This window comes from Actinoalloteichus hoggarensis (assembly GCF_002234535.1).
In the GTDB taxonomy this organism is placed as follows: domain Bacteria; phylum Actinomycetota; class Actinomycetes; order Mycobacteriales; family Pseudonocardiaceae; genus Actinoalloteichus_A; species Actinoalloteichus_A hoggarensis.
Genome location: NZ_CP022521.1, coordinates 6,570,030 through 6,595,591 on the forward strand (window position 1 = coordinate 6,570,030; position 25,562 = coordinate 6,595,591).

19 protein-coding genes are annotated in these 25,562 nt (G+C 70.2%); 11 read left to right on the forward strand and 8 right to left on the reverse strand.

All coding sequences use genetic code 11. The features are described 5' to 3' along the window. Positions 1-193 precede the first annotated feature (193 nt). Together AHOG_RS28010 and AHOG_RS28015 are read right to left on the reverse strand one after the other, a co-directional pair. Positions 194-457 (reverse strand): glutaredoxin family protein, encoded by a 264-nt coding sequence (locus AHOG_RS28010; RefSeq protein WP_093943979.1) that lies wholly within the window; start codon positions 455-457, stop codon positions 194-196. Beyond that, on the reverse strand, positions 454-2,670 hold the full coding sequence (locus tag AHOG_RS28015; RefSeq protein WP_093943980.1) for an MMPL family transporter: 2,217 nt from the start codon (positions 2,668-2,670) through the stop codon (positions 454-456). The genes AHOG_RS28010 and AHOG_RS28015 overlap by 4 nt, the downstream gene beginning before the upstream one ends. Before the next feature lie 142 nt (positions 2,671-2,812). Here AHOG_RS28015 and AHOG_RS28020 point away from each other — a divergent pair, with 142 nt between their 5' ends. Next, entirely contained in the window at positions 2,813-3,541 is a 729-nt protein-coding gene (locus tag AHOG_RS28020; RefSeq protein WP_093943981.1) for a TetR/AcrR family transcriptional regulator, read from the forward strand. A 581-nt stretch (positions 3,542-4,122) separates the two neighbouring features. Here AHOG_RS28020 and leuS read toward each other — a convergent pair. Beyond that, positions 4,123-7,014, reverse strand: a complete 2,892-nt coding sequence (leuS, locus tag AHOG_RS28025; RefSeq protein ID WP_093943982.1) for a leucine--tRNA ligase — start codon at positions 7,012-7,014, stop codon at positions 4,123-4,125. Between the two features lie 288 nt (positions 7,015-7,302). Here leuS and AHOG_RS28030 point away from each other — a divergent pair, with 288 nt between their 5' ends. After that, complete coding sequence (locus tag AHOG_RS28030; RefSeq protein WP_376700081.1) at positions 7,303-7,800, forward strand: SdpI family protein; 498 nt, start codon at positions 7,303-7,305, stop codon at positions 7,798-7,800. Positions 7,801-8,118: 318 nt separating this feature from the next. Here AHOG_RS28030 and AHOG_RS28035 read toward each other — a convergent pair whose 3' ends face one another. The 4 genes from AHOG_RS28035 to AHOG_RS28050 form a co-directional block, all read right to left on the reverse strand. Further along, positions 8,119-8,547 carry a hypothetical protein gene (locus tag AHOG_RS28035; RefSeq protein WP_093943983.1) on the reverse strand — a complete coding sequence of 143 codons (429 nt, stop codon included), beginning with the start codon at positions 8,545-8,547 and terminating at the stop codon, positions 8,119-8,121. A 421-nt stretch (positions 8,548-8,968) separates the two neighbouring features. After that, a complete protein-coding gene (locus tag AHOG_RS28040) occupies positions 8,969-9,541 on the reverse strand; it encodes a YqgE/AlgH family protein (RefSeq protein WP_093943984.1) in 573 nt (190 codons plus the stop codon). 428 nt (positions 9,542-9,969) lie between these two features. Then, the gene (locus AHOG_RS28045) at positions 9,970-10,710 is read right to left on the reverse strand and encodes a hypothetical protein (protein ID WP_093943985.1); all 741 of its coding nucleotides are present in this window, start codon (positions 10,708-10,710) and stop codon (positions 9,970-9,972) included. Positions 10,711-10,771: 61 nt separating this feature from the next. Further along, positions 10,772-12,352 (reverse strand): CCA tRNA nucleotidyltransferase, encoded by a 1,581-nt coding sequence (locus AHOG_RS28050; protein WP_093944891.1) that lies wholly within the window; start codon positions 12,350-12,352, stop codon positions 10,772-10,774. 141 nt (positions 12,353-12,493) lie between these two features. Between AHOG_RS28050 and AHOG_RS28055 the strand changes: the two genes are divergently transcribed. From AHOG_RS28055 to AHOG_RS28095, 9 genes are all read left to right on the forward strand, one after another. Further along, positions 12,494-13,042, forward strand: coding sequence for an NUDIX hydrolase (locus AHOG_RS28055; RefSeq protein WP_093943986.1), 549 nt, complete (start codon positions 12,494-12,496; stop codon positions 13,040-13,042). Beyond that, positions 13,039-15,654 (forward strand): DUF6049 family protein, encoded by a 2,616-nt coding sequence (locus tag AHOG_RS28060; protein WP_093943987.1) that lies wholly within the window; start codon positions 13,039-13,041, stop codon positions 15,652-15,654. Before AHOG_RS28055 ends, AHOG_RS28060 begins: the two co-directional genes overlap by 4 nt. 606 nt (positions 15,655-16,260) lie before the next feature. After that, the gene (murJ, locus tag AHOG_RS28065) at positions 16,261-17,964 is read left to right on the forward strand and encodes a murein biosynthesis integral membrane protein MurJ (RefSeq protein ID WP_245856488.1); all 1,704 of its coding nucleotides are present in this window, start codon (positions 16,261-16,263) and stop codon (positions 17,962-17,964) included. Positions 17,965-18,196: 232 nt separating this feature from the next. Continuing rightward, on the forward strand, positions 18,197-19,816 hold the full coding sequence (locus AHOG_RS28070; RefSeq protein WP_157737083.1) for a protein kinase family protein: 1,620 nt from the start codon (positions 18,197-18,199) through the stop codon (positions 19,814-19,816). Positions 19,817-19,914: 98 nt separating this feature from the next. Next, positions 19,915-20,532, forward strand: coding sequence for an RNA polymerase sigma factor SigM (gene sigM, locus AHOG_RS28075; protein ID WP_075743220.1), 618 nt, complete (start codon positions 19,915-19,917; stop codon positions 20,530-20,532). After that, on the forward strand, positions 20,529-21,410 hold the full coding sequence (locus AHOG_RS28080; protein WP_093943989.1) for a hypothetical protein: 882 nt from the start codon (positions 20,529-20,531) through the stop codon (positions 21,408-21,410). Before sigM ends, AHOG_RS28080 begins: the two co-directional genes overlap by 4 nt. A 370-nt stretch (positions 21,411-21,780) precedes the next feature. After that, positions 21,781-22,764 (forward strand): thioredoxin-disulfide reductase, encoded by a 984-nt coding sequence (gene trxB, locus AHOG_RS28085; RefSeq protein ID WP_093943990.1) that lies wholly within the window; start codon positions 21,781-21,783, stop codon positions 22,762-22,764. Between the two features lie 108 nt (positions 22,765-22,872). Further along, positions 22,873-23,202 (forward strand): thioredoxin, encoded by a 330-nt coding sequence (trxA, locus tag AHOG_RS28090; protein WP_093943991.1) that lies wholly within the window; start codon positions 22,873-22,875, stop codon positions 23,200-23,202. Between the two features lie 308 nt (positions 23,203-23,510). Further along, positions 23,511-24,665, forward strand: coding sequence for an N-acetylmuramoyl-L-alanine amidase (locus AHOG_RS28095; RefSeq protein WP_093943992.1), 1,155 nt, complete (start codon positions 23,511-23,513; stop codon positions 24,663-24,665). Positions 24,666-24,726: 61 nt separating this feature from the next. Here AHOG_RS28095 and AHOG_RS28100 read toward each other — a convergent pair whose 3' ends face one another. Then, the gene (locus AHOG_RS28100; RefSeq protein WP_093943993.1) at positions 24,727-25,371 is read right to left on the reverse strand and encodes a GNAT family N-acetyltransferase; all 645 of its coding nucleotides are present in this window, start codon (positions 25,369-25,371) and stop codon (positions 24,727-24,729) included. Positions 25,372-25,562 lie beyond the last annotated feature (191 nt).

Here is a 25,562-nt window from a genome sequence, read left to right on the forward strand (position 1 = left end):
TGCCGGTCGTGGAGCCCCCCGACGCGGTCGGCACCGTCCCTCGCCCCGCACCGGCGGAGCCACCGCGGCCGACGCGCCTTTCGCTGGACGCGGTACGGCCGCGCGCGGAGCACGCGGATCGGCACGAACGTGCCAGCCCGCCCGCCCGCGCGGCGACCGGTGACAACCCGCAGCGTTAGGTCCCCGGGAGCTCCTACCCCTCGGGCAGCAGCTCCGGTGCCTGGTCGGCCACGGCCGCCAACACCTCCTTGCCGGACGGATTGACCATCCACCGCGATCCGACGTTCACCGTCGGCACGGTCTCGTTACCGCCTGCCGCTGCCCGGACCGCGGCGGCGGCATCGGGGTCCTCCCAGATGTCTCGCTCGCGGAACGCCAGTCCCCGGCGCTGCAGGTCGGCCCGCAGCATCGTGCAGAACGGGCAGCCTGGACGGGTGTAGAAGACGACTTCGCTCATGACGTAGAGGCTCCTCGATCCGTCGTCCGCCTGCCAGCGTCACCCGCCGACTCGTGATCACTCGGGACCGACTCGGCGTCGTCCTCGGGCTTCTCCACCTCGGAGAGGCCGACCCGTTCCTGCAGCCTGCGCAGGGAGCCGGGGGCCCACCAGACCGCGTCGCCGAAGAGCTTCATCACCGCGGGCACCAGCAGCATCCGGACGATCGTCGCGTCCAGGATCAAGGCGATGATCATGCCGACGCCGATGAACCGCATCATCTGGATGCCGGAGAAGGCGAACGCGCCCGTCACCACGACCAGCAGCAGCGCGGCCGCGCTGATCACCCGGCCGGTCCGCACCAGCCCGGTGCGCACCGCCTCCTCGGTCGTGGCGCCGCCTGCCCGCGCCTCCACCATCCGGGAGAGCAGGAAGACCTCGTAGTCGGTGGAGAGGCCGAACACGATCGCGGCGATCAGGACGATGATCCCCGCCTCCATCGGCATCGGCGTGACTCCCAGCAGACCCGAGCCGTGGCCGTCGACGAACAGCCAGGTCAGCGTGCCGAAGGTCGCCGAGAGACTGAGGATGCTCATGATCACGGCCTTGATCGGCAGCAGCACCGACCCGAAGGCGAGGAAGATCAGGATCAGGGTGGCGCCGACGAGCAGCAACGCCATCCAGGGGAGCATCTCGGCCGTCGCGTCGAGGCTGTCCAGGTTCGCGGCGGTGATGCCGCCGACGAGCACCTCGGCGTCCGCGGGCGCGTCCAGCGCCCGGATGTCTCGCACGGCCTGATTGGCCAGGTCGCCGAAGGGATCGCCGTCTACCTGCGCCTCCAGCACGATGACTTCGTCCGAGGCGCCCGTCGGTGCGACGGAGTCGATGCTCGCCACCTCGCTCACCTCGGCGAGATAGCCGCCGACGGCGGCCTCGTCGGGAGCGGCGCCGTCGCCCTGGAGGACGATCTGAATACCGTCGCCGCCCATCTGCGGGAAGTCGGCCTTCAGCGCCTCGGTCGCGATGCGGGCGGGATCGTCGGCGGGCAGCACCCGCTCGTCGGGCATCCCGAACTGGGCGTTGAGGAACGGGGAGCCGAGCAGCACCAGGCCTGCGATGATCGGCACCGCGATCAGGCCGGGCCGCTTCATCACGCCGTCGGCCAGCCGCCGCCAGCCCTCCCCGGTCGACCGCTGCCGCCGACGAACCAGCCAGGGCAGCGAGAGCTTGTCGACCCGATGGCCGAGCAGGCCCAGCAGCGCGGGCAGCACGGTCAGCGACAACAGAGCGGCCAAGGCCACCGCGCTCATGCCGCCGTAGGCCAGAGAGCGCAGGAACTCCTGCGGGAACAGCATCAGGCCGGACAGGGCGATGACCAGCAGCACGGCGGAGAAGGCGACCGTGCGGCCTGCCGTCGCCACGCTGCGCCGTACCGCGGCGGCCGGGCCGCGACCCGAGTCCATCTCCTCCCGAAAGCGGCCGACCACGAAGAGCCCGTAGTCGATCGCCAGTCCGAGTCCGAGCATGCTGGCGACGTTGACCGCGAAGACGTTGACCGTGGTGAACAGCGCGATCAGATGGAGTAACCCCAGCGCCCCGAAGACGGCGAGGCCGCCGACCACCACGGGCAGCGAGGCCGCGACCACTCCGCCGAAGATGACGATCAGAAGGAGGAGCACGATCGGCAGCGACACGATCTCGGCGGCGATCAGATCCTGCTCGGCGCGATGGCCGATGGCGTGCTCAGCGACGACGCCGCCCGCGACCTGCGTCGAGACCTCGTCGACGATCAGATCTTCCGCGATCTCCTCGTAGGCCGTCAGCTTCTCGTCGTCGTCCTCGCCGACCAGCCCGATCACCGCGAGCCCCACGGTGCCGTCGTCGGAGACGAACTGCGGCATTCCCGTGTGCCAGTAGGAGACCGCGCTCTCGACCTGTTCCGAGGGCAGGTCCGCGAGGTTCTCCATGATCGCGGCCGCGACCTCGGGGTCGTCCAGCGACCGGCCCTCCGAGGGGCGGTACATCACCACGACGTCGCCGGCCTGGCCCTCCAGCGCGCCCGCGGCCACCGCCGCGGCGGCAGAGGCTTCGCTGTTGGGGTCGTCGTAGCCGCCTTGGGTCAGGCGGTCGAAGACCCCGATTCCCCAGAAGCCGCCGAGGATCGTGATCACGAGCGTCGAGATGAGCACGGTCCACCGAGCACGGTGTACCGCGGCCCCCCATCTGGCGAACACCGGGTCGGCCTCCAGATCTTGGTCACAGGCGACGGCCTGGCTAGGTTGTGTGAACGATGTGAACCGAGGTGAATAACTCTCACCCGCAGCGGGTTACTGTACGAGCCGGTAAACGGCGTTTACAACCTCTGAAGAGGGATGCATGACAGAGATCACTCGCCGAGAACGACTACGCGCAGCGACAGAGTTGGAGATTCGGGAGCATGCACGTCAGCTACTAGTGGAACAAGGTCAGCACTCGGTAACTCTCCGCGCCATCGCTCGCGAACTCGGAGTGACAGCCCCCGCGCTCTACCGCTACTACGACTCCAGGGAGGACCTGCTACGCCACGTCGGCGACGACATCTGCATGCGGCTGGCGGCGGAACTGACCTCGGCGACGGCGGAACTCGACGAGTCGGACGTGTCCGGTCGGGTCTTCGCCGTGTGCAGGCGGCTGCGCACCTGGGCACTGGACCATCCCCACGAGTTCGAACTCGTCTTCGCGTCCCGTGACGTCCGCAACCTGCCGGGGCAGGACAATCCGCTTCCGGACCGGTTCGCGCAGATCTTCCTCGTACTGCTCGGCGACATCCTGGCCAAGGACATGCCGATGCCCGAGACCGAGGACTTCCCACCCGATCTGGAGGCGGACCTCACGGCCGCCCGCGACGCGCTGATCGCCAACATGTCGTCACTCGACATCACCTTGCCGCCGCAGTTGCTCCAACTCGAGGCGCTGCACTCCTTGCTGCGCTGGTGGGTCCGGGTGTACGGCCACATCGCCCTCGAGGTGTTCGGCCGGTTCCCCTTCGACGTGCGCAACGCGGAGCGGCTCTACGAGGCGATGCTGACCGAGCTCGCCGAAGACACGGGCGTCTGCGGCCACTGAGCCGCCGAGCCCGACGGACCGTCCCGGCCTGCCGTGCTCACACCGCCGCGGTCGGCGGGGCCGCCGTGATCGAACCTGGTGCATGATCCGCGGTTCGCCCGTCTGCCTCTCGACCGCGTGACCACCCGAGCCGATTCCGGGGCGACGCCGATCGTCCGGCCGGCAAGAGGCGGGTCCGGCTTCGACGACGTGCGAGTCCGACGAGCCCGGTAGGCCGCGGCGATGACGAGCCCGGGCGGGTCTCCGCGTGGCTCGCGCGCCTCCCGCCCCTCGCGATCCGGCGCCACGCACGAACGACCGGGTGCCGCGTCGGTCGACAGCAGTGCCGCGAGACGAGACCGCGGCGGATTCCGCCGCACCGCGGGCGCGATCGGCGTTCCCTCCGAGGAGATGACGCTCGGCGATCTCGTCGGCGCCGGCCCGCACGCGGACGAGGCGAACGCCGCGACGACCGACCGTGTCCCCCGACGCGGCCCGACACATTCGGAACCGATGTTTCACGTGAAACATCGATCTACGCAGGCCAGCGCGCCTACGAGTCGCTCGCCGGGTCGGCACGCTCGGCGCCGACCCGGCGGGGCTCAGAGGACCACGTTGACCAGCCTGCCGGGTACGACGATCACCTTGCGGGGCTCCCGGCCCTCGAGCGCGGCGGCGATCTTCTCCTCCGCCAGCGCGGCGGCCTTGACCACGTCGACGTCGGCATCGGCGGCCACGGTGATCCGCGAACGCACCTTGCCGTTGACCTGGATCGGGTACTCCACGGTGTCGTCGACCAGGTAGGACTCGTCGGCGACCGGGAAGGGCCCGTGTGCCAGCGACTCGCCGTGCCCGAGCCGCGACCACAGCTCCTCGGCGATGTGCGGGCACAGCGGAGCCAGCAGCTGCACCAGGGGCTCGACCACGGACCTCGGCGTGCCCGCCGCGGCCGTGTACGTCTTGGTCAGGTGGTTGTTCAGCTCGATCAACTTCGCTGCGGCGGTGTTGTACCGGAATGCGGCGTAGTCCTCGTGCACGCCCGCGATCGTCCGATGCAGCAGCTTCAACGTCGCCTCGGAGGGGGTGTCCTCGGTGATCCGCAGCTCGCCGTCCGCCTCGTCGACCACGTTGCGCCAGAGCCGCTGGAGGAATCGGTACGCACCGACGACGTCCTTCGTCGCCCAGGGGCGCGAGACATCCATCGGGCCCATCGACATCTCGTACAGCCGGAGGGTGTCCGCGCCGTACTCGTCACAGATCTCGTCCGGAGCGACGGAGTTCTTCAGGCTCTTGCCCATCTTGCCGTACTCCTGGACGACCTCTTCGTCGTTGAAGAAGTACCTGCCGTCCCGCTCCTCGACCTCGGCCGCGGGCACGTAGACGCCCCGAGCGTCCTTATAGGCGAAGGCCTGGATGTACCCCTGGTTGAACAGCCGACGGTACGGCTCCGCCGCCGAGAGCTCACCGAGGTCGAACAGCACCTTCTGCCAGAACCGGCTGTACAACAGGTGCAGGACGCCGTGCTCGACGCCGCCGATGTACAGATCCAGGCCGCCGGGATCGGACTCGCCGTGGATCTCGGGCCTCGGCCCCATCCAGTACCGCTCGTTCTCCGGGTCGACGAACGCCGTGTCGTTGGTCGGGTCCACATAGCGGAGCTGGTACCAGCAGGAACCGGCCCACTGCGGCATCGTGTTCGTGTCTCGACGGTAGGTCTTGACGCCGTCGCCCAGGTCGAGCTCGACCGTCAGCCACTCCTCGGCACGGCCGAGCGGCGCGAACGGCTCCGTCTCGGCGTCGTCGGGGTCGAAGGTCTTCGGCGAATAGTCGTCGACCTCCGGCAGCACCACCGGGAGCTGATCGTCGGGCAGCGCGATCGGCTGGTCGTCGGAGTCGTAGACGATCGGGAAGGGCTCGCCCCAGTAGCGCTGCCGCGAGAACAGCCAGTCACGCAGCTTGTACTGGACAGTGCCCTCGCCCCGCCCGTTGGCCTCCAACCAGTCGATGGTGGTCTTCTTCGCCTCGGCGACGTCCATCCCGTCGAGATTCACCGAGAACAGACTGGCGGAGTTGATCGCCGGTCCCTCGCCCGTGAAGGCCTCGCCCTCGAAGCCCTCCGGCGGCTGGACCGTCCTGATGACCGGCAGGCCGTACGCGGTGGCGAAGTCCCAGTCCCGCTGATCCTGGCCGGGGACCGCCATGATGGCGCCGGTGCCGTAGCCCATCAGGACGTAGTCCGCGATGAACACCGGGATCTGCTCGCCGTTGACCGGGTTGGTGGCGTAGGCCCCGATGAAGACGCCGGTCTTGTCCCTGCTCTCCTGCCGATCCATCTCCGACTTCCGCGCGGTCTGCGCGCGGTACTCGGCGACGGCTTCGGCGGGCGTCGCCGCGCCACCGGTCCACCGGGGGTCGACGTCCGGTGCCCACGTCCGCGCGCCCAGCACGTCCACCAGCGGGTGCTCGGGTGCCAACACCATGTAGGTGGCGCCGAAGAGCGTGTCGGGGCGCGTGGTGAAGACCTCGATGATCTCCTCGGACCCGTCGGCCACCGATGCCGGGAATCGGACGCGCGCACCGTGCGACCGGCCGATCCAGTTGCGCTGCATCGTCTTGATCTTCTCCGGCCAGTCCAGCCGGTCCAGATCGTCGATCAGGCGGTCGGAATACGCGGTGATCCGCATCATCCACTGGCGCAGACTGCGCCGGAAGACCGGGAAGTCGCCCCGCTCGCTGCGGCCGTCGGGGGTGACCTCCTCGTTCGCCAGCACGGTGCCCAGGCCCGGGCACCAGTTCACCGGCGCCTCCGACAGATAGACCAGCCGGTGATCGTTGATCACACCGCGCTGCTCGCTGCTGCTCAGCTCCGCCCAGGGCCTGCCGTCCGGCGTGGCCCGCTCACCCGAGGCGAACTGCTCGATCAGCTCGTCGATCGGGCGTGCGCCGCCCTCACCGTCCCGTGCCGCGGGGTCGTACCAGGAGTTGAAGATGCGCAGGAAGATCCACTGAGTCCAGCGGTAGAACTCGACGTCGATCGTCCTGGCTCGACGGCGCTCGTCGTGTCCCAGCCCCAGTCGGCGGATCTGGTCCAGATAGCGCTCGATGTTCTTCTCGGTGGTGACCCTCGGATGCTGGCCGGTCTGCACGGCGTACTGCTCCGCGGGCAGCCCGAAGGCGTCGAAGCCCATCGTGTGCAACACGTTGCGGCCCTGCATCCGGTGGTAGCGGGCGAAGACGTCGGTGCCGATGAAGCCCAACGGGTGGCCGACATGCAGTCCCTCGCCCGAGGGGTAGGGAAACATGTCCTGCACGAAGAGCTTGTCCGAGGGGAGCGACTCCTCGGCCAGCGCGCCGACCGGATTCGGCGCGTGGAACGTGCCGTGCTGCTCCCAATGCGTCCGCCAGCGGCTCTCGACCCGCGCGGCCAGCTCCGCCGTGTAGCGGAACGGCGGAGTCTCGTCCTGCGTGACGGAATGGGGATTGCCCTCACCCATGGGTCCGTTCCTTCCTCTTGGTCGCCCCGGCAGCCACGTGTGCGCCCCGAACAAGACGAAACCCCTCCGCCCAGATGGGACGAGAGGGGCTGCCGCGTCGACCCTTCCTAGCTGGTCAACGCGGCGTACTAAGGAGCAGGCGACCCGTGCTCATCACCCAAGCATACCGGGGCCGCCCCTCCCGTCGACGAGGTATGTCGGTCGCCCGCGGTCCCGCCCTCGTGACGGCGACCACGGCATGGTGAGGGTGACCTGTGGCCTGCTCCGATCAGCGCTTACCCTGCTTGAGTGACGAATGCGGAGTCCATCCACGGGTCGGTCCAGGGGGCCGTCCGAGAGTTCGCGCAGGCGACCACGGGCGAGGCGAGCTCGCTGCCGTTCCCGGTCGCCGTCGTGCTGGCCGCGGTGCTCCTGCCGGCGGGCGCGGCACTGCTGGTCATCGGCTGGCGTGGGCTGCGGGAGACGTTGCCCAGGAACCGTTTCGCCGGAGTCCGGACCGAGGCGACGCTGCGCAGCGATGAGGCCTTCCGCGTCGGCAACCGCGCCGCCGGCCTGCCGACGCTGGTGTCCGGCGTGATCGGTGTGCTGACCGCCGCGGGCGTCCTCGGGCTGTCCGGGCCCGCGCAGTGGCTGGCCCTCGGCGTCGGAGTCCTCGGCCTGATCGGGCTGACCGTCGCGGGCGGCGTGCTCGGCACCAGGGCCGCCGCGACGGTCAAGGAGAAGCCCGCGCGCACCCTCGGCTGTGCGGGCCAGTGCTGTGGAAACGGCGTCTGCGGCATCGCCTGAGCGTCGGCCGCGCAGCCGACCGGCGGAGCGGTACGCCGCCCGACGCGTCGGACCCGCGCGGAAGATCGCGGGTGGCAGGTCGCGCATGGCGGAGCCGACCCGCGCCGTGCGCGCGAGGAGACGCGCCGCAGGCATGCCCCAGGAGGCGGATGCCGTCGTCTCGCGGCGACGATTCATTCTCCGCGTGCCGGCTCCTCCTCCGCAGGCCTGGTCGGCGGGAGCGTACGGACGCGGTCGGTCGCCGATCACGGATTCGGCGGACACCGACGGCCGTCGCACCCGCCGGTATTCGTCTCGGCGATGCCCGTCGACCCGCGGTCAGCTCTGCGACGTCAACGTCCGCATCGCCAAGCCCGCGACGGTCGCCGCCTTCTCGCGAACCACGTCGGGTGGTCCCTCGACGCTGTCGTCCCCGTACTGGACCGTCAGCCCTCGGCGGGCTCGAGGTCGACGATGCAGCTCAAGTCGCCGCCCATCAGCCTGCTCTCCACGGCGGGGGAAGCCCAGGACCTCGATCTCCCGTGTCTGCGAATTCGGCGATCCGAGGTACCGGGCGAAGTCCACGAAGGTCGAGACGCCCAGTACGTAGGAGGACGACGGATCGCCCAGGAAGCTGCCGTATCGGCAGCCGCCCTCGTAGCCCTCGCCGACGTCGGCCTCGAAGCCCGGCGGGGTCCGAACGCCGCCCCGTCGGAGAAGAGGGCGGCGGCCGTCTCCGCCGCGACGTCGGTGGTCAGCGCCGACCATCGGCCGCCGTTCAGGACCGCGGCGCCGAGTGCCCGGCGGTGATCCCACGCCATTCCAGCCCACCCGGCTCAACACGGCCCGCGGTGGCGGCTCGGACTCGGCCATCACCGTGCGCGGTGCCTGCATCGCGCACGGTGCCCCTTGCCCCTGGTCGCGCCCACCTCGCCCCGTCCCTGCCGCATCCAGGCATGTCTCTCCGCCAGAATGAAAGCCTCGAATCGATTACATCGGGGCATCACCGACCGCCCCCACGCGCGTCGTCACCGCTATCCCTGAGCGCTCCCCCGACCACTCGGAGTATCGATCCGGCGGATTCTCGGGCACTGTTCGCGAGAATCGACAGGCGGCAGGGAAGTAGTCGCCGAGGAAACCATTCCCGACCGGACAAGGACTGCCAGAAAATCCAAAGGATGTTCATGAACTAATTGCGTCGTAGGTCGAGCGGGTGCGTCGCCAGTAATGCCAGCGGCAATGGCTGCCTGCGCAACACCAGTCCCCATAGATCCGTACCCGGCGGGCACAGCACGTCATCCGGCAGCGCGGGGACGACGAACCAGTCGCCACGCTCGATCTCCCCGGCCAGCTGTCGCCGATCCCAACCCGAATAGCCGACGAACACCCGGAGTCCGCGAAGCCTCGGCGCCAACAGCTCCGGATCGGTGTCCAAGGCGATGATGGCGACGGGTTTATGCACGCCGACCACTCCGGTCAGCTCGGCCGTGTCGACTCCCGTGCGGAGGGCGGCCAGACACAACGCCACCTTCTGCTCGACCGGGCCGCCGACGAAGACGGCCTGCGGACTGCTGACATACGGACCCCATTCGGGCAGCACGTCCTCCACCGCGGTCTCGCCAGGCCTGTTGAGGATTACTCCGAGCGTCCCCTCATCACGGTGCTCGATGATGTAGACCACCGTGCGACGAAAATTGGGGTCAGCCAGCCCAGGCGACGCCACCAGCAGGCTGCCCGGTCCCACCTCGACGTCGGGTTGCACGCCGACATGATCCCACCCTCACCCGCCTTCTGATCCGCGACCGGTCGAAGCGGAGTCCACCCTTGACCGCGTCGCCGCCTCCCGCGATTCCCACTCGGGCCGCCCGACACCGCGATGAACCGCGACCTGCGGGTCTCGACCTGCGTCGACGCGGCAGCGACCGACTCCGCCGGACTGTCTCCGCCGGGGCCGATCCGCTGCGAGTGGCTTCACAGGGGGCGGACGCAGCAGACACCAGCCCGGGAAGCCACACGGGACCCGACCATGGCATCGGCGGCATCGGCGGCCGCTTCCGGCGGGACGAGTCCGGAGGCATCCCGGCTCGGACGTCTCAGTGGGTGGCCTCGCAGGCGAACGGATGACCACGAACTCGCCGGGGACGTCCGGGGAGTCCGCGATCGGGCGTGGATCAAGCCGCGAGCGGGTCGTCAGAAGCCGGGCTCGCCGCGGCGGAGCACCTCGTCCATCTCGCCGTCGCCGTCGACGTCGATCAGCCGGACGTCCATCACCCCGTCCCCGTTCAGATCGAGCAGAACCCCGCCGAGGATGCCGTGGTCGCCGTCGAGATAGACCTCGTCGACGATCCCATCGCCGTCGACGTCGACGATCAGCTCGTCCCGGCGGCCGTCGCCGTCGTGATCCGCCCACGCCGCGTCCGACAGGCCGTCCCCGTCGACGTCGAGTTCGGCGACCGCGATCTGCTCGTCGCCGCGTGCATCCGTCCAATGCAGGTCCGGCCGCGCGGGCCTGCCCTCGTCCGAGTCGGCCGCCGTCGCGGGAAGCGTGCCCGGCGCGTTCCAGACCCCGAGTCCGTCGGGATCGGTGAACGCGGCGTCCACGAGGCCGTCACCGTCGAGGTCCAGCAGGGCCGTGTCCGCGATGCCGTCGGCGTCGGAGTCCCAGAGCAGGTCGACGGCGCGACCGTCGCCCGTGAAGTCCAGCCGCACCGCGTCCGGAGTCCCGGTTCCACCCACGACCGCGTCTGGTTCGCTCGTCCAGACCGTCGGCGGAGCGTCCCCCGTGCCGAAGGAGTACCGCACGGCTCCGTCGGGGGGAGCCGTCGCACCACCGGCCGCCACGGCATCGGCAGAGGCCACGGCATAGCCGGAGACCACGGAGCCGTCAGAGGACACGGCATCGCCGGGAGCAGCCCGGTCCGACTCGAGCACACCTCACCATCGGCGCGTCGAACCCGACACCCGAGGGCCCGGTGGAGTGATCGCGTGCGGTTCAGGGACGCTCAGGCGGCTGGATGCCCTGGTCGGCCGCCCACCGCAGCAGCTCCTCCTCGGCCTCCTGCCTGCTCAGCGGGCCCCGATCGAGCCGAAGCTCCTTGAGATGCTTCCACGCCATGCCCACGAGCGGGCCCGGCGGCACGCCGAGCAGCTCCATGATCGCGTTGCCGTCCAGATCGGGCCTGACCCGTTTGAGGTCCTCCTCGGCGAGCAGCCTGGCGATACGAGCCTCCAGATCGTCATAGGACCGCTGGAGGGCGTTGGCCTTGCGCCGGTTCCGGGTGGTGCAGTCGGCCCGGACCAGCTTGTGCAGCCGGGACAGCATCGGCCCGGCGTCGGTCACATAGCGACGCACCGCCGAGTCGGTCCACTCCCCGGTGCCGTAGCCGTGGAAACGCAGGTGGAGGTAGACGAGCTGGGAGACCTGTTCGATGACGTCCTTGGGAAATCGCAGCTCCCGAAGCCGCCTTCTGGTCATCTTGGCGCCGACCACCTCGTGGTGGTGGAAGCTCACGCCGCCGCCGGACTCGAACCGACGGGTATCGGGCTTGCCGATGTCGTGGAGCAGCGCCGCCAGCCGCAGCACCAGGTCGGCCTTCCCGTCCGGAGCGTCCCGACGTTCCAGCTCCACGGCCTGGTCCAGGACGACCAGCGAATGCCGGTAGACGTCCTTGTGCTGATGATGCTCGTCGATCTCCAGCCGCATGGCGGGCACCTCGGGCAGGATGTGGTCGGCGAGGCCGGTGTCCACCAGCAGCTCGATCCCGTGCCGTGGCGTCGTGCCGCACATCAGCTTGGCGAGTTCGGCCTGGACGCGCTCGACGGTGATCCGCTTGATCTCGTCCGCCATCGACGTCATCGCCTCGACCACCCTGGGCGCGGGAGTGAACCCGAGCTGGGCGACGAACCGAGCGGCCCGCAGCATCCGCAGCGGATCATCGGCGAACGACTCCTGCGGCGTGGCCGGGGTGTCCAGCCTGCGGGCCGCCAACGCGGCCAGCCCGCCGTGCGGATCGACGAACCAGGTCGCCGGATCCCCGACACCGCCGCAGGCTCCCCCGACACCGCCGCAGGCTCCCCCGGCATCGACGCCCCCCGCCTCGGCGCTCGTGTCCTCGCCGCCGATCGCGACGGATCCCGCGGCGACGAGGTCGACGGCCATCGCGTTGACGGTGAAGTCCCGTCGGACGAGATCACCCTCGATGTCGTCGCCGTAGACCACCTCGGGATTGCGGCCCACTCGGTCGTACCGATCGGCGCGGAAGGTGGTGATCTCCAGCATCGCGCCGTGCCGGGCGGCGCCGATCGTGCCGAACTCGATGCCGGTGTCCCACACCGCCTCGGCCCAGCCTCGGACCAGCCTCAGCACCTCGGGCGGACGCGCGTCGGTGGTGAAGTCGAGATCGGTGCCCAGCCTGCCGAGCAGCGCGTCACGGACACTGCCGCCCACCAGGTACAACCGGTGGCCCGCCTCGGCGAAGCGCGCCGCCAGCTCCGCGGCGACCGGGGTCGTTCGCAGTAGCGTCGCCACGGCCTCCTGTGGGGCGACGCGGGCGGCGTCGACGGCATCGGTCATCGACTGGGAGTCGGGCACGGAACAAGACACGGTGAGCGAGGGTATCGCCTCGGCGGGCGTGGCACGTCGGGCTCGTCCGCGGCGTCGGCGATGTGGCATCGGAACCAGACGGGCATCGACCGGTCGGATTACCATCCAGGTATGCCCACGTCATCCGGTCGTTCCGGCGGTGCTAAGCCGCGACGCCGGAACCGGAGGCGGCGTCGGCGCCTCCATACCGTGGACGAGACGTCGGCAGGCGGGCTGGTGCTCGATGCGGCGAAAGCCAACGCTGCGATCATTGGGCGGCTGGATCGACGGGGCAGGCTGCTCTGGTCGCTTCCCAAGGGTCATCTTGAGGCGGGTGAGACCTCGCAGCAGGCGGCCGTCCGGGAGGTCGCCGAGGAGACCGGCATCCGTGGCACGGTCCTGGCGCCGCTGGGGACGATCGACTATTGGTTCGTCGCCGAGGATCGACGCGTGCACAAGACGGTGCATCACTTCGTGATCGAGGCCGTCGGTGGTGAGCTTTCCGACGAGGACGTGGAGGTCACCGAGGTGGCATGGGTGCCGCTTGGTGAGCTGGATGAACGACTGGCATACGCCGATGAGCGCAGGCTGGTCCGCAGGCTCGACCAGGTACTGACCGAGCTGGACGCCGTGACCGACCGGTCGCGGTCGATCCGTCAGGCAGGCACGGAGCGAGGGTGAGACGACACATCGATCACCGCGGAGGCGGGGCTCGGCGGCTCCTCGGCGCACTGACGGCCGCGCTCGTCTCGATGCCCCTGATGCTGGCGGGGGCGGTGCCACCCGCGGCGGCGCAGGCCGATGAGACGCTCGCCGAACTCGACATCGACGTACTGGAGCCTCGGGTGGTCACCGAGGACGGCGATCCGATGCTGCGGATCACCGGCACCCTGACGAACACCAGCGATCGGAGCATCGCGGAGATCTCCATCCGTGCCCAGCGTGGGGAGCCGCTGCGCGGCACCGACGCGGCCCTCACCTCCCTTCGAGGCGGATCCGAGACCAACAGCGGCTCCTCGGCGTTCCATCCCGTCGCCTCGCCGCTGGACGCGGGCCGAAGCACCGAGTTCGCCGTGACCATCCCGGTCAGCGGAGCCGACGGGCTGCAGATCACCGAACCCGGCGTCTACCCGCTGTTGATGAACGTCAACGGGATGCCGGACTACGGGAACCAGGCCCGCATCGCGACCGCCGACCTTCTGCTGCCCGTCCTCGGCGTCCCCGGCGTCAGGTCGGCGGAGCCGTCGGCACAACCCGCGACGACGCTCATCTGGCCATTGGCCGATGAACCGAGGGTGGTACGCGACGGCGCCGACGGTGCGACGGTCCTCACGGATGACACGCTCGCGTCCTCCCTGGTCGGCGAGGGCAGGCTCGCCATGCTGCTCACCGCGATGGAGCAGTCCGTGCCGCCCGCCTCCGAACTGTCTCGCTCGATCTGTTTCGCGGTCGATCCCGACCTGCTGGAGACGGTCGACGCCATGCAGGGCGGCTACCAGGTCCGGTCCGGCGGCGGCGACCTCGTGGACGGCGTCGGAGCGGCCGCGGCCGAGTACTGGCTGCTGCGGCTGCGAGACGTCGCCCAGGGCCGCTGCGTGGTCGCGATGCCGTATGCCGATGCAGATCTGGTCGCCCTGTCGCGGGCGGACCGTCCCGATCTGATCGACCTGGCGATGCGGCGGGGAGCGGAGGTGGTGGAGGAGGTCGTCGGCACCCGGCCGATGGAGGGCTTCGTCTGGCCCGCCGACGGCGTGCTGGATGAGCAGACGCTGGACACGCTCGTCGAGACGGGCGTCACCGCCACGCTGCTGCATCCGCGCAGCCTGCCGGATGCGCCGTCCCAGCTCACCGCCACGACAGTGGTGACATCCGTCGAGACGGAGACGCCACCCGTCGCGATCCAGCTCGATCCGCTGGTCAGCGACGTCCTCTCCGGGTCGCCCACCACGGGCTGGCAGCCGCAGAGCATGGTCGCGCAGGCGGGTTCCACCGTGCCGCCCGGCGTCCGCGATCCGCTTCAGGACGTGCTGAGCATGCTGGCGTTCCGCGCCATCGGCGACGCCGGTGCCACTCCCGCGACCCGCATGGTGATCGCCCCGCCGCGCCGCTGGCAGCCGACGGCAGAGGAGCTGTCGATCCTGATCGACGAGCTCGGCAGGCTTTTCGAGGCCGGCCTCGCGGTGCCCGCACCGCTGGCCGAGGGTCTCGACGTACCCGAGGGCGCCAGCGCGCTGAGCTACCCGCCCGAGGCAGGCGCGGCCGAGTTGGAGGCCTCGGTGGCGGCCGAGGTGTCCCGGGCTGCGACGCAGGTCCAGGAGTTCGAGTCGGCGATGAGCGCCGACCCGTCCGTGCCGCCGGAGTCGCGCACCGAGCCGGTGGACCTCATACAGCCGATCGAACTCGGCCTGCTGCGGGGCATGTCCAGCAGCCTGCGCGGCGACGAGCGGGCGGCGATGAGCGTCGTCGACCGCGCGATCGGCGAACTGGGCATGCTCCGAGATCGGGTGCAGGTCAATGATCCGGGTATCCCGCTGTCCCTGGCCGCCTCCGACAGCCCGCTGCCGTTGGCGGTCACCAACGACCTGCCGGTGGACATCCGGGTGCAGGTGATGCTGGAGAACTCCCCGGGGCTGCGCGCCGCGAGCGTGCAGGAGTTCGCCGTGCCCGCGCACAACTCGCGGGCCATCCGGGTGCCCGCCGAGGTGAACAGGTCCGGACAGTTCACCACCGATGTGGCGCTGCGCACCCCCGGCGGCACCGAGCTGGGCACCCCGGTGCGCTTCGTCGTCATGTCGACGGCCTACGGCACATTGACGCTGGTCCTCACCATCGTCGCCGGGGCGACCCTGATCCTGCTGGTGACCTACCGGCTCGTCCGTCGCGTCCGCGCCGGTCGAGCCGCGTCCGAGGGCGCTGCCGGGCCGGGCACGGCTGCATCGGAAGCATCGGAAGCCGAAGCATCGGATGCTGACGGGACGGACGCTCGCGACACACCTGACGATGGACCGGTCCCGATCGGATCAAGCGCCGGCATCGGCGTGAGCGAGCCTGGCGCAGGCGAGCCGGGTTCACGAGAGGCAGACCGCGCATCCACGGTGGCGGCCGCCCATCAGACCGACTCGGCACGATCGGATCCAGCGCCGTCGGATCCAGCGCCGTCGGACTCGGCGCCGTCGGCTGCGCAGACGACGGACGGCGAATGTTCCGAACGGCCGTCCGCCGACGAGCAGGCGGCCGCCGCCGGCTCCGAGGCGCCGAGCGACAAGCCGAGCGACAAGAGGCCCGGTGAGTGACCACGCCGATCGACTGGTTCTCCTGACCGCCGGGCGCGAGCATGGTGAACTGACGGCTCGCGACGGGAGACGGCCCGACCGGTCGTCCGGCGAGGAGACGTGGTGAACCAGGACGACGAGGAGACCGCCCCGTTCGGCGGCCCGCTGTATCCGCCGGGCGGTCCTCGACGGCGAGGCGGGCCTCCCGCGCACTCCCCACGCCCTGACCAGCGGACATCGCCGTCCGAGCCGTTCAACAGACCGAGACGACCACCAGTACCCCCGTCGCAGCCACGCCTGCGACCCGACCACGCATCGGAGCCCGCCTTGCGGCCGGAGCACCAGGGGCGCCCGGCGCCTGGACCAGCACAGCCGACCCCGCCACCGGCGCACGCCGGGCCGAGGTCACCGCGCGACGTCCGTCGCGATCCGATGCCGGGCACCGCGGCCAGACCGGACCCGGCGACGACGCACGACCTGGGCCCGGTGAGCGGCCTCGATCCGGAACGCACCCGACAGGCCGCCTCCGAGGCGGCGCGCCGGGCGGCCGCGGGCGTGGCGCGCGGCGGCCCTCGCGGATCGCGAGGGGCGCGAGGGGCGGACCTCGATCGCACCAGGGCGATTCCGGTGATCGAACCCGCGGAGCCCGTCGACCCGGTCGATCCCGAGCAGACCACGCAGATGTCGCCGGTCGCCGCGATCGCCGACGGCGAGCAGGCCCAGCCGCCGCAGAAGGCAGGCAGATCGCTGCTCAAGGCCAGCGGCACGATGGCGATCGCCACACTGATCAGCCGCATCACCGGCTTCCTGTGGAAGGCGATGCTGGCGTGGGTCGTCGGCCTGGGGCTGATCAACGACTCGTTCACCGTGGCCAACAACCTGCCGACCATCATCACCGAGCTCCTGCTCGGCGGGGTGCTGACCAGCATCGTCGTCCCGGTGCTCGTCCGGGCACAGAAGGAGGACTCCGACGGCGGCCTGGAGTACACCCAGCGCCTGGTGACGCTGGCGACCGTGATCCTGGGCGTCGGCACCCTGCTGTCGGTGATCGCCGCTCCCCTGCTCACCGCCGTCTACGTCAGCGGCGGCGACACCCAGGCCAACCGCGCCCTGGTGACGGCCTTCGCCTATCTGCTGCTGCCGCAGATCGTGTTCTACGGGCTGAGCGCCCTCCTGATGGCGATCCTGCAGTCCAAGCAGGTGTTCGGGCCGCCTGCCTGGGCTCCGGTGGTGAACAACCTCGTCATCATCGGCACCATCCTGGTGTACTGGATGCTGCCCGGCGAGCTCGTCGTCGATCCGGTTCGGATGACGGACGCCCATCTGCTCGTGCTGGGTGTCGGGGTCACGCTCGGCGTGGTGGCCCAGGCTGCCATCCTGATTCCCGCACTGCGGCGCAGCGGTTTCAAGCCGGCTTGGCGGTGGGGCTGGGACTCCCGGCTCAGCGAGTTCGGCGGCCTGGCGGCCTGGGTGCTCGGCTACGCGCTGGTGGGCATGCTCGGCGTCATCGCCCTGACCAGGGTCGCCACCGCCTTCGAAGGCAGTCTGGCGATCTACCAGAACGCCTGGCTGCTGCTTCAGCTGCCCTACGGCGTGATCGGCTTCTCGATCATGACGGCGGTGCTGCCCAGGATGAGCCGGGCCGCCGCCGACGGGGACTACGACCGGCTGAAGGCGGACCTCTCGCTCGGCGCACGCCTCTGCACGCTGATCCTGCTGCCGCTGAGCGTGCTGATGACGGTGTTCGGCACCCAGATCGGCATCTCGCTGTTCTCCCTCGGCGAGGGCGCGGGCGGCGCGGGCAGGCTGGGACAGGCGTTGGTCGTCTCGTCCTTCGGTCTGCTGCCCTATGCGATCACCATGCTCCAGTTGCGGGTGTTCTACGCGATGAAGGACTCGCGGACGCCCACCCTGATCCTCGCCATCATGACGGCCATCAAGGTGCCGCTGCTCTACCTGTGCCCGGTACTGCTCGACGACGAGCAGGTCGTCCTGGGCATCACCTTCGTCAACTCCTTCACCTTCGTCATCGGCTGGCTCATCGGGGAGATCTGGCTGCGCCATCGGATCGGCAGGCTCGGCAACCGCGCGCTGTGGGTGACGCTGGGCAAGGCGGCGATGGCCTCGATCTGGGGCGGCGGCGCCGCGCTGCTCGCCGCGCAGGGCATCGGTGCGCTGATGCCGCAGGCCGACGGCGCGGGCACGGCCTGGGTCCAGCTCATCGTCGGATCGGTGCTCTGCGGAATCGTCACGCTGGGCTTCATGCTGTTGCTGAAGGTGCGGGAGCTCGACCCGGTGCTACAACGGGTGCGAAGGATGGTCGGACGGTAACGATTGACCTGCCTCACACGTATATGAGACGGGGAAGCAACCTCGCACCCCCTTCAGTACGTCCCTCCCAGTGTTGGAACCGCCCTTCGCCACACGGGTGTACTCCGAACATGACGTACTGGTGGCAACTCGATGACAGCCGACTTCCCGTACTCTCGGACGCGAGTCTCTCCGAGGCGCGCCTGCCGAGGCCTCCGCTGTCCGGGGAGTGGGTGGACCAGGAGAAATGACCGTGAGCGGCAAGCCGACGGAGTACATCGCGCCGAACCGGAAGGACACCGGCCAGGGCGTTGAGGATGCTGGGCTGGCCCCGGGCACCGTGCTCGGCGACGGCCGCTACCGCCTGATCGGCAACATCGGGCAGGACGTGCGCGGCGGCGCGCAGCTGTGGCGGGCCAAGGACTCCGCCCTGGGGCGCGACGTCGCGTTGACCATCCTGGTCGGCGATCGAGGGGACACACAGGTCAACGCGCGGGCCAGACGGGCGTTGGAGCGCGCGATGCACGCGGCGAGCTTCCACTGCGTGGGCGCGGCGCGCGTGCTCGACGTGATCAGCGCGAAGCACGGCCTGGCCGAATCCGATCGCGTCCTGGGCATCGTGGTGGCCGAGTGGACGCACGGCACGGACCTCGCCGAGCTCGTCAAGGACAACCCGGTGCCGCCCGCCACCGCGGCACGGCTGCTCCAGTCGCTCGCCGTCGCGGTCGAGACGGCTCACCACGTCGGCCTCGTGCTGGGCATCGACCACCCGCAGCGCATCCGGGTGAGCGCCGACGGCGAGCTTCGTTTCGCCTTCCCCGGCGTCCGCCCCGAGGCGAGCGCCACCGACGACGTCCGCGGCCTGGGCGCGGTGCTGTTCTACCTGCTCACCGGCCGGTGGCCGCTGCCGGACGCCCCGGTGGGCGTGCCGACGGTGGAGCTGCGACAGGACGCCACGCCCGTCACGCCTCGGTCGCTGCGCCCCATCGTCCCGCTGGAGCTGTCGAACGCGGCGGTGAAGGCGCTGGCCGGGCCGGACAGCACGATCAACACCGGCGGCATCCGTACGGCGGCCGCGATGATCCCGGTCCTGGAGCGGGCGGCCGCCACCGAGGACTCCGGCACGAACGTGATGCGTCAGTCGCCGATCGGCAACCCGGCTCCTGAGAACGACGTCTGGCGGGATCGCGATCCCGAACCCGACCAGGCCCGCAAGCGCAAGCTGAGCGTGGGCATGGCGATCCTCGGCGTGGCCACGCTGCTGATCGTCGGCTGGCTCGGCTTCCAGGTCGCCCAGATGTTCGCCCCCGGCGGCAGCAGCAATGCGACGCACACGATCCTGCCCAGCGGCGTCGAAGGCGGTGAGGGCGGCGCCGACGAGGATGCGGAGCCGGACGACGGCCCGCCGGTGGCGGCCGGGCCGGTCGCACCCGCGGGTGTCACGGAGTGGCAGCTGCCGGGCAAGAACCCGGATCATCCGGACCGCGCGGGGCACGCGATCGACGGCGACGCGGCGACGGCATGGGCCACCTCGGAGTACAACGTACCGTTCGACGCCCCGAACGCGCTCAAGGCCGGAGTCGGCCTCGTGATGTCCTTCCCCGAGGTCGCTCGGCTCGCCGAGGTGACGGTGAACTCGCCGAGCGCGGGCGGCGTGATCGAGGTGCGCACCTCGCCCTCCGCCACACCGGGCGGCATCGAGGAGACGACCCTGGTAGGCACGCTGAACCTCACCGGCGGCGACAGCAGTCTCGCCTTCGACGAGGTCGTCGAAGGCCAGTACGTGATGATCTGGGTGACCGGGGTCGTCCCGGTGGACAGCGGTCGGCATCAGACGCGGATCGCCGAGGTGACCTTCCAGCAGGCGGAGTGAACCGCGGTCGCCCACGCCGGGACGCGCCCCATCCCGGCGGCCCTCGGGCGTGGCGTGCAGACGGTCGGTCGTGAGGCGGCTGCCGCTATCCTCGGCGTGTGACAGCCCCAGCAAGTTCGGACGCCGACCTCATCGCGGCCCACGCAAGCGGGGATCCACACGCATTCACGGAGCTGGTCCGGAGGCACCGCGACCGCCTGTGGGCGGTGGCGCTGCGCACCATGCGAGACCCGGAGGACGCCGCCGACGCCCTTCAGGACGCCCTGATCTCCGCCTTCCGGGCGGCCTCCTCGTTCCGCGCCGAGTCCAAGGTGACCACGTGGTTACACCGAATCGTGGTGAATGCGTGTCTGGACCGCATCAGACGTAAACAGAGCAGACCTGTCGTCCCGCTGCCCGAGGCGGGACCCAACGAGCCCGCCATCACACGGGACGCCATAGCCGAGCAGGAGACCAGGCTCGCGGTGAACGATGCCCTCGCCGAATTGCCCGTGGAGCAGCGCTCCGCGATCGTACTGGTGGACGTGGAGGGTTACTCCGTGGCGGAGACCGCCCAGATCCTGGGGATAGCCGAGGGCACGGTGAAGAGCCGCTGTGCGCGAGGTCGCACCCGCCTGGCGAAACTTCTCGGGCACCTGAGGAACCCCGATGCAGTTGCGAACGTCCCATCTGATGACATCGCGCGCCAGCAGCGACGTACTCGGGAGGGACGATGACCGGCAGTGAGTGGGAAGGGCGTGGGCTCGACCCCACCAGCGGGTCACGACCCGACTCGGACGACGGAGCCGCGTGGTCTATCGACCTCCTGGCGGACCTGCACGCCGGGGCGCTCGACGACGAGACCGCGGCCCGACTGAGACCTCGCGCCGAGTCCGACTCCGACGCGACGGCCCTGTTCGCGGCCTTGGACGCCACGCAGGCGGAACTGCGCGATTTGCCGCCCGTGCCGCCGATGCCCGCCGCGTTCGCGGACCGGCTGGACGCGGCGCTGGCCCGCGAGGCCGCCGCCATGTTCGGCCCCACCCAGGCATCGCCGGCGACGGTGACGGCGCTGCCCGCGTCTCCACCCGCGCAGGCGCCCACCGAGGCGCCGCAGGGACCGCCGGCGAAGGTCGTCGACCTCGACATCGCCCGACGGCGCCGACGGCGCAACGCGGGCTGGGCGGCAGGCCTGCTGGTGGCCGCGGCGGCGGTCGTCAGCGTGGTGGCGATCAATCTGCCGTCGAACACCTCACCGGGCACGCCGATGGCCGACCAGACGCAGGGAGAGGCTCCGCCGGGCTCCGCGCAGCCGCCGTTGGCACTGGGCGGCCATGACGATCTGAACGCGCTCGGGACGGGCGACATCGCGGCGCTGCTCGAGGTCGAGGAGTACGGCGCGCTCGGTGACGAGGAGACGCTGCTGTCCTGCCTGGCCGCGGGCGGCATACCCGACGCCAACGTTCTCGGTTCCCGTACGGCGGAGCTGTCCGGGCAGCCGGGCGTGATGGCGATCCTCGGTGAGGGCTTCGGCCGGTTCCGCGTCGTCGTGGTGTCGGAGGACTGCGCTGGAGGCGACTCCGGGTTCCTGGGAGACACCACGATCGGCGGGTGAGTCGGCTCTCGGCTCTCGGCGCCGATGCCGGTGCCCCGACGCGGCGCCGGCAGGCGGTCACGGACACACCCGGTCAGGCACGGACTCGCGGCACGCAGACGAGCCACGGCGTAGGAGCCGAGGGATCGACGCATCGATGTCGAGCCCCGGTCCATGCCTGCGCCGTGGCGTCTCGGCCGGCGGCGGCGGTCTACCGGATGAGACGCAGGCGACGAACGGGCCCGAGGCGTCCGTGCCCGGGAACAGCCGCGCCTAGGATCGTGTTGCACCGGATGCCGGGCTCACTCGACTGACGGGGAGCCGGGGCGGGCGAGGACAGGCTGGCCCGGAGTGAGAACGGTGTACACGCGAGTCGGCGGAGGCGGCGAAGTTGTCCGACGTGAGAAATCTGATCATCATCGGCTCGGGACCGGCGGGCTACACCGCCGCGGTGTACGCGGCGCGTGCCCAGCTCGAACCGCTGATCTTCGAGGGTACGCAGTTCGGCGGCGCCCTGATGACGACCACCGAGGTGGAGAACTACCCCGGCTTCCGCAACGGCATCATGGGCCCGGAGCTGATGGAGCAGATGCGGGCGCAGGCCGAACGCTTCGGCGCGGAACTGCGGCCGGAGGACGTCGAGTCGGTGTCGCTGGCCGGCCCGGTGAAGACGGTGATGGTCGACGGCACCGAGTACCGGGCCAAGGCGGTCATCCTCGCGATGGGCGCCGCCCCGCGGTACGTGAACGTGCCCGGTGAGGAGCGGCTCCTCGGCCGGGGCGTGTCCTCCTGCGCGACCTGCGACGGCTTCTTCTTCCGCGATCAGGACATCGCGGTGGTCGGCGGCGGCGACTCGGCCATGGAGGAGGCGACCTTCCTCACTCGGTTCGCGAGGTCGGTGACGATCGTGCACCGCCGCGAGGAGTTCCGGGCCTCCCGCATCATGCTGGAGCGTGCCAGGGCGAACGACAAGATCCGCTGGCGGACCAACGCCGCGGTGACCGAGGTGCTCGGCGAGAGCTCGGTGAGCGGTCTGCGGCTCGTCGACACGGTGTCCGGCGAGGAGTCGACCCTCGACGTGACGGCCATGTTCGTCGCGATCGGGCACGATCCGCGCAGCGAGCTGGTCAAGGGCCAGGTCGAGCTGGACGACGCGGGTTATGTGCGGGTCATGGAGCGGAGCACGAGCACGAATCTGACCGGAGTGTTCGCCGCGGGCGACCTCGTCGACCACACCTACCGGCAGGCCATCACCGCGGCGGGCTCGGGCTGTTCTTCGGCGATCGATGCCGAGCGGTGGCTCGCCCACCATGAGACGACGCCGGAGTCGGTCGGCGGCGGCTACGGGCTGGGCGACCCGGTCCCCACGGTCTGAGCATCCGCCGCCCCACACGGGCGGACCGAACACGATCCGATCGACGAACGCCACCGGTCCGGGGCGATCCGCCCCGGACCGCGACCAGCACACACGCTAGGAGAGACCATGGCAGGCACGACCGTCACCATCACCGACAAGAGCTTCAAGACCGACGTGCTCGACAGCAGCACGCCGGTGCTCGTCGACTTCTGGGCGACCTGGTGCGGCCCCTGCAAGATGGTCGCTCCCGTGCTGGAGGAGATCGCGGCCGAGCAGGCGGACAAGCTGACCATCGCCAAGCTCGACATCGACGCGAACCCCTTGACGCAGCGCGACTACCAGGTCATGTCGATCCCGACGCTGATCCTGTTCAAGAACGGTCAGCCCGTGACGCAGATCGTCGGGGCGAAGCCGAAGGCCGCGCTGATGAGCGAGATCGCCAAGCACCTCGACTGACGGGGCGCGTTCGATCGCTCGGCTCCGCTCGTCGATCCCGGTTCGGTGCGGCTCCGGCCGTACGGGATCGACGCGGCGGAACCGGGGAAGCGAGGTTCGTGGGCGCGACGCCCGGGGCGACGCGACACCGGTCGCAAGTTCCACCCCTTTGGGTGAACGAGCCGTCAAATGGGCGACAGAACCAAGCACTACCAGTGAGGATGCCTCGGCGCGCAGCCCGAAGTGTCGCGACGTCACCAGCAGGGCACAATAGGTTGTCTGCTTCCCCTCGCGTCGTCCCATCGGCGCTCTAGTCAAGCGAGGAGTACATGCAACTGCTCCACCGCGGTGACTTCGGTCCGGCTGTTGCCGAGATCAAGGCCATTCTCGCATCGCAGGGCCTGCTTCCGTCGTCGAACGGCCACATCGGCGACGACCAGGATCAGGTCTTCGACGGGCTCGTCGAGCACGCAGTTCGAGCCTTCCAGCAACAGCGTGGTCTGATCACCGACGGGGTGGTGGGCACTGCCACCTATCGGGCACTGCGTGACGCCCGGTGGAGTCTCGGCGACCGCCCGCTGGCCTACCAGATCAGCCAGTCGATCACCGGCGACGACGTCTTCGCCCTTCAGGAACGTCTGTTGGAGCTCGGTTACGACGCGGGCAGGCCCAACAAGGTCTTCGGCGCGCAGACCGAGCACGCACTGAAGAGCTTCCAGCGCGACTACGGGATCACCGCCGACGGCGTGTGCGGCCCGGAGACGCTGCGGTCGCTCCGGCAGCTCATGCCCAAGGTTCGCGGGGGCAGGCCGGTCCTTCTGCGCGAGCAGGAGCGGGTCCGCACCGCCGGGCCCCGGCTGCGCGGCAAGCGCATCGTGCTCGACCCCGGCCACGGTGGTGCCGATCGCGGCGCCGTCGTCGAGGATGCCGCCGAGGCCGACCTGGCCTGGGACCTCGCCCGCAGGCTTGAAGGCCGCATGGTCGCCACCGGCATGGAGGCCCTGCTGGTACGAGGCCCGGACACGTGTCCGCCTGAGGCGGAACGGGCCGCGTTCGCCAACGACGCGGGCGCCGACCTCTTCCTCTCGCTGCACACCGACACGAACCCGTCGCCCGCCGCGCAGGGCATCGCGTCGTACCACTTCGGCACGGGCAACGGCACCACCTCGACCGTCGGTGAGGCCCTGGCCGGCTACATCCAGCGTGAGGTCGTCGCCAAGACCGGCATGGTCGACTGCGGGTCGCATCCCAAGACCTGGGAGGTCCTGCGTCTGACCAGGATGCCCGCCGTGCACATCGAGGTCGGCTACCTCACCAACGCCGCCGACCGACGACGGCTGATGGACCCCACGTTCCGCGACATCCTCGCCGAACGCATCCTGGTCGCCGTGAAGCGGCTCTACCTGCTCGGCGAGAACGACCAGCCGACCGGGACCTTCACGTTCGACGACCTGCTGCGCCACGAGCTGGCCAAGATCGACTGATTGACTCGCGAGTACCGACCGGCCCCGTTCACACGGCACCTGTGAACGGGGCCGTCGTCGATCAGCGGGCGGGAGCCGCGACCGACGTGGACGCCGTCGCCTCCGTGGACACCGTCATCGGCTCCAACAGGCGTTCGAGCGCGGCCTCCACGTCTTCCTTCCAGGTGAACGCCGAACGGAGCTCCAGCCGCAGGCGAGGCCAGCGGGGATGCGGACGCACCGTCTTGAAGCCGACCTGGCGCAGGAACTCCGCCGGGATCACGCAACGGCCCTCCGACTCGCCCTCCGCATGGCCGAAGGCCTCCACGGCCTTCACACCACGCCGAGTGAGGTCCTTGGCCACCGACTGCACCAGGAGGCGTCCCAGGCCCGTGTCGGCGAACTCCGGCATCACTTTGAGGGTCGTGAGAAGCACGGCGTCCGCGCTGACCGGCGACGTCGGAAAGGTGCCGGACCGAGGGACGGCCGACGGCGGAGCGTAGAGGGCGTAGCCCGCGGGCACGCCGCCCACTCGGACCAGCCGTCCGCAGGAGCCCCACTCCAGCAGCACGCTGGAGATCCAGGCCTCCTTCTCGAATTCGGTCTGGCCGAACTCCTCAGCCTGCTCCCTGATATGCGGCGCCAACTCCCAGAACACGCAGCGCCGACACTGTTTCGGCAGCTCATGCAGGTTGTCCAGCGTGATGCCGACCACGCTTCTCGACACCTGACCTCCTCAGCACGAGCCTCGGCCGCAGCCATGAGAGGCCGCCTGTACCAGTACAGGGTAACGGTGCGCCCCCGCCGCCGAAGTTACACTGAGGGGTCAGACGCGCCTCTCATTCGGCCGAATGCCCGTCCGGTGATCCAGTCGATCATCCGTCGGACCAACCTCGGCCGAACCTGTCGGGACGTGAC

Coding starts and splice junctions, on each gene's coding strand:
- AHOG_RS28050 (WP_093944891.1), bottom strand. CDS start 12,352: ATGACCGATGCCGTCGACGCCGCCCGCGTCGCCCCACAGGAGGCCGTG.
- AHOG_RS28020 (WP_093943981.1), top strand. CDS start 2,813: ATGACAGAGATCACTCGCCGAGAACGACTACGCGCAGCGACAGAGTTG.
- AHOG_RS28055 (WP_093943986.1), top strand. CDS start 12,494: ATGCCCACGTCATCCGGTCGTTCCGGCGGTGCTAAGCCGCGACGCCGG.
- AHOG_RS28035 (WP_093943983.1), bottom strand. CDS start 8,547: ATGGTCGGCGCTGACCACCGACGTCGCGGCGGAGACGGCCGCCGCCCT.
- AHOG_RS28010 (WP_093943979.1), bottom strand. CDS start 457: ATGAGCGAAGTCGTCTTCTACACCCGTCCAGGCTGCCCGTTCTGCACG.
- leuS (WP_093943982.1), bottom strand. CDS start 7,014: ATGGGTGAGGGCAATCCCCATTCCGTCACGCAGGACGAGACTCCGCCG.
- AHOG_RS28095 (WP_093943992.1), top strand. CDS start 23,511: ATGCAACTGCTCCACCGCGGTGACTTCGGTCCGGCTGTTGCCGAGATC.
- AHOG_RS28080 (WP_093943989.1), top strand. CDS start 20,529: ATGACCGGCAGTGAGTGGGAAGGGCGTGGGCTCGACCCCACCAGCGGG.
- trxA (WP_093943991.1), top strand. CDS start 22,873: ATGGCAGGCACGACCGTCACCATCACCGACAAGAGCTTCAAGACCGAC.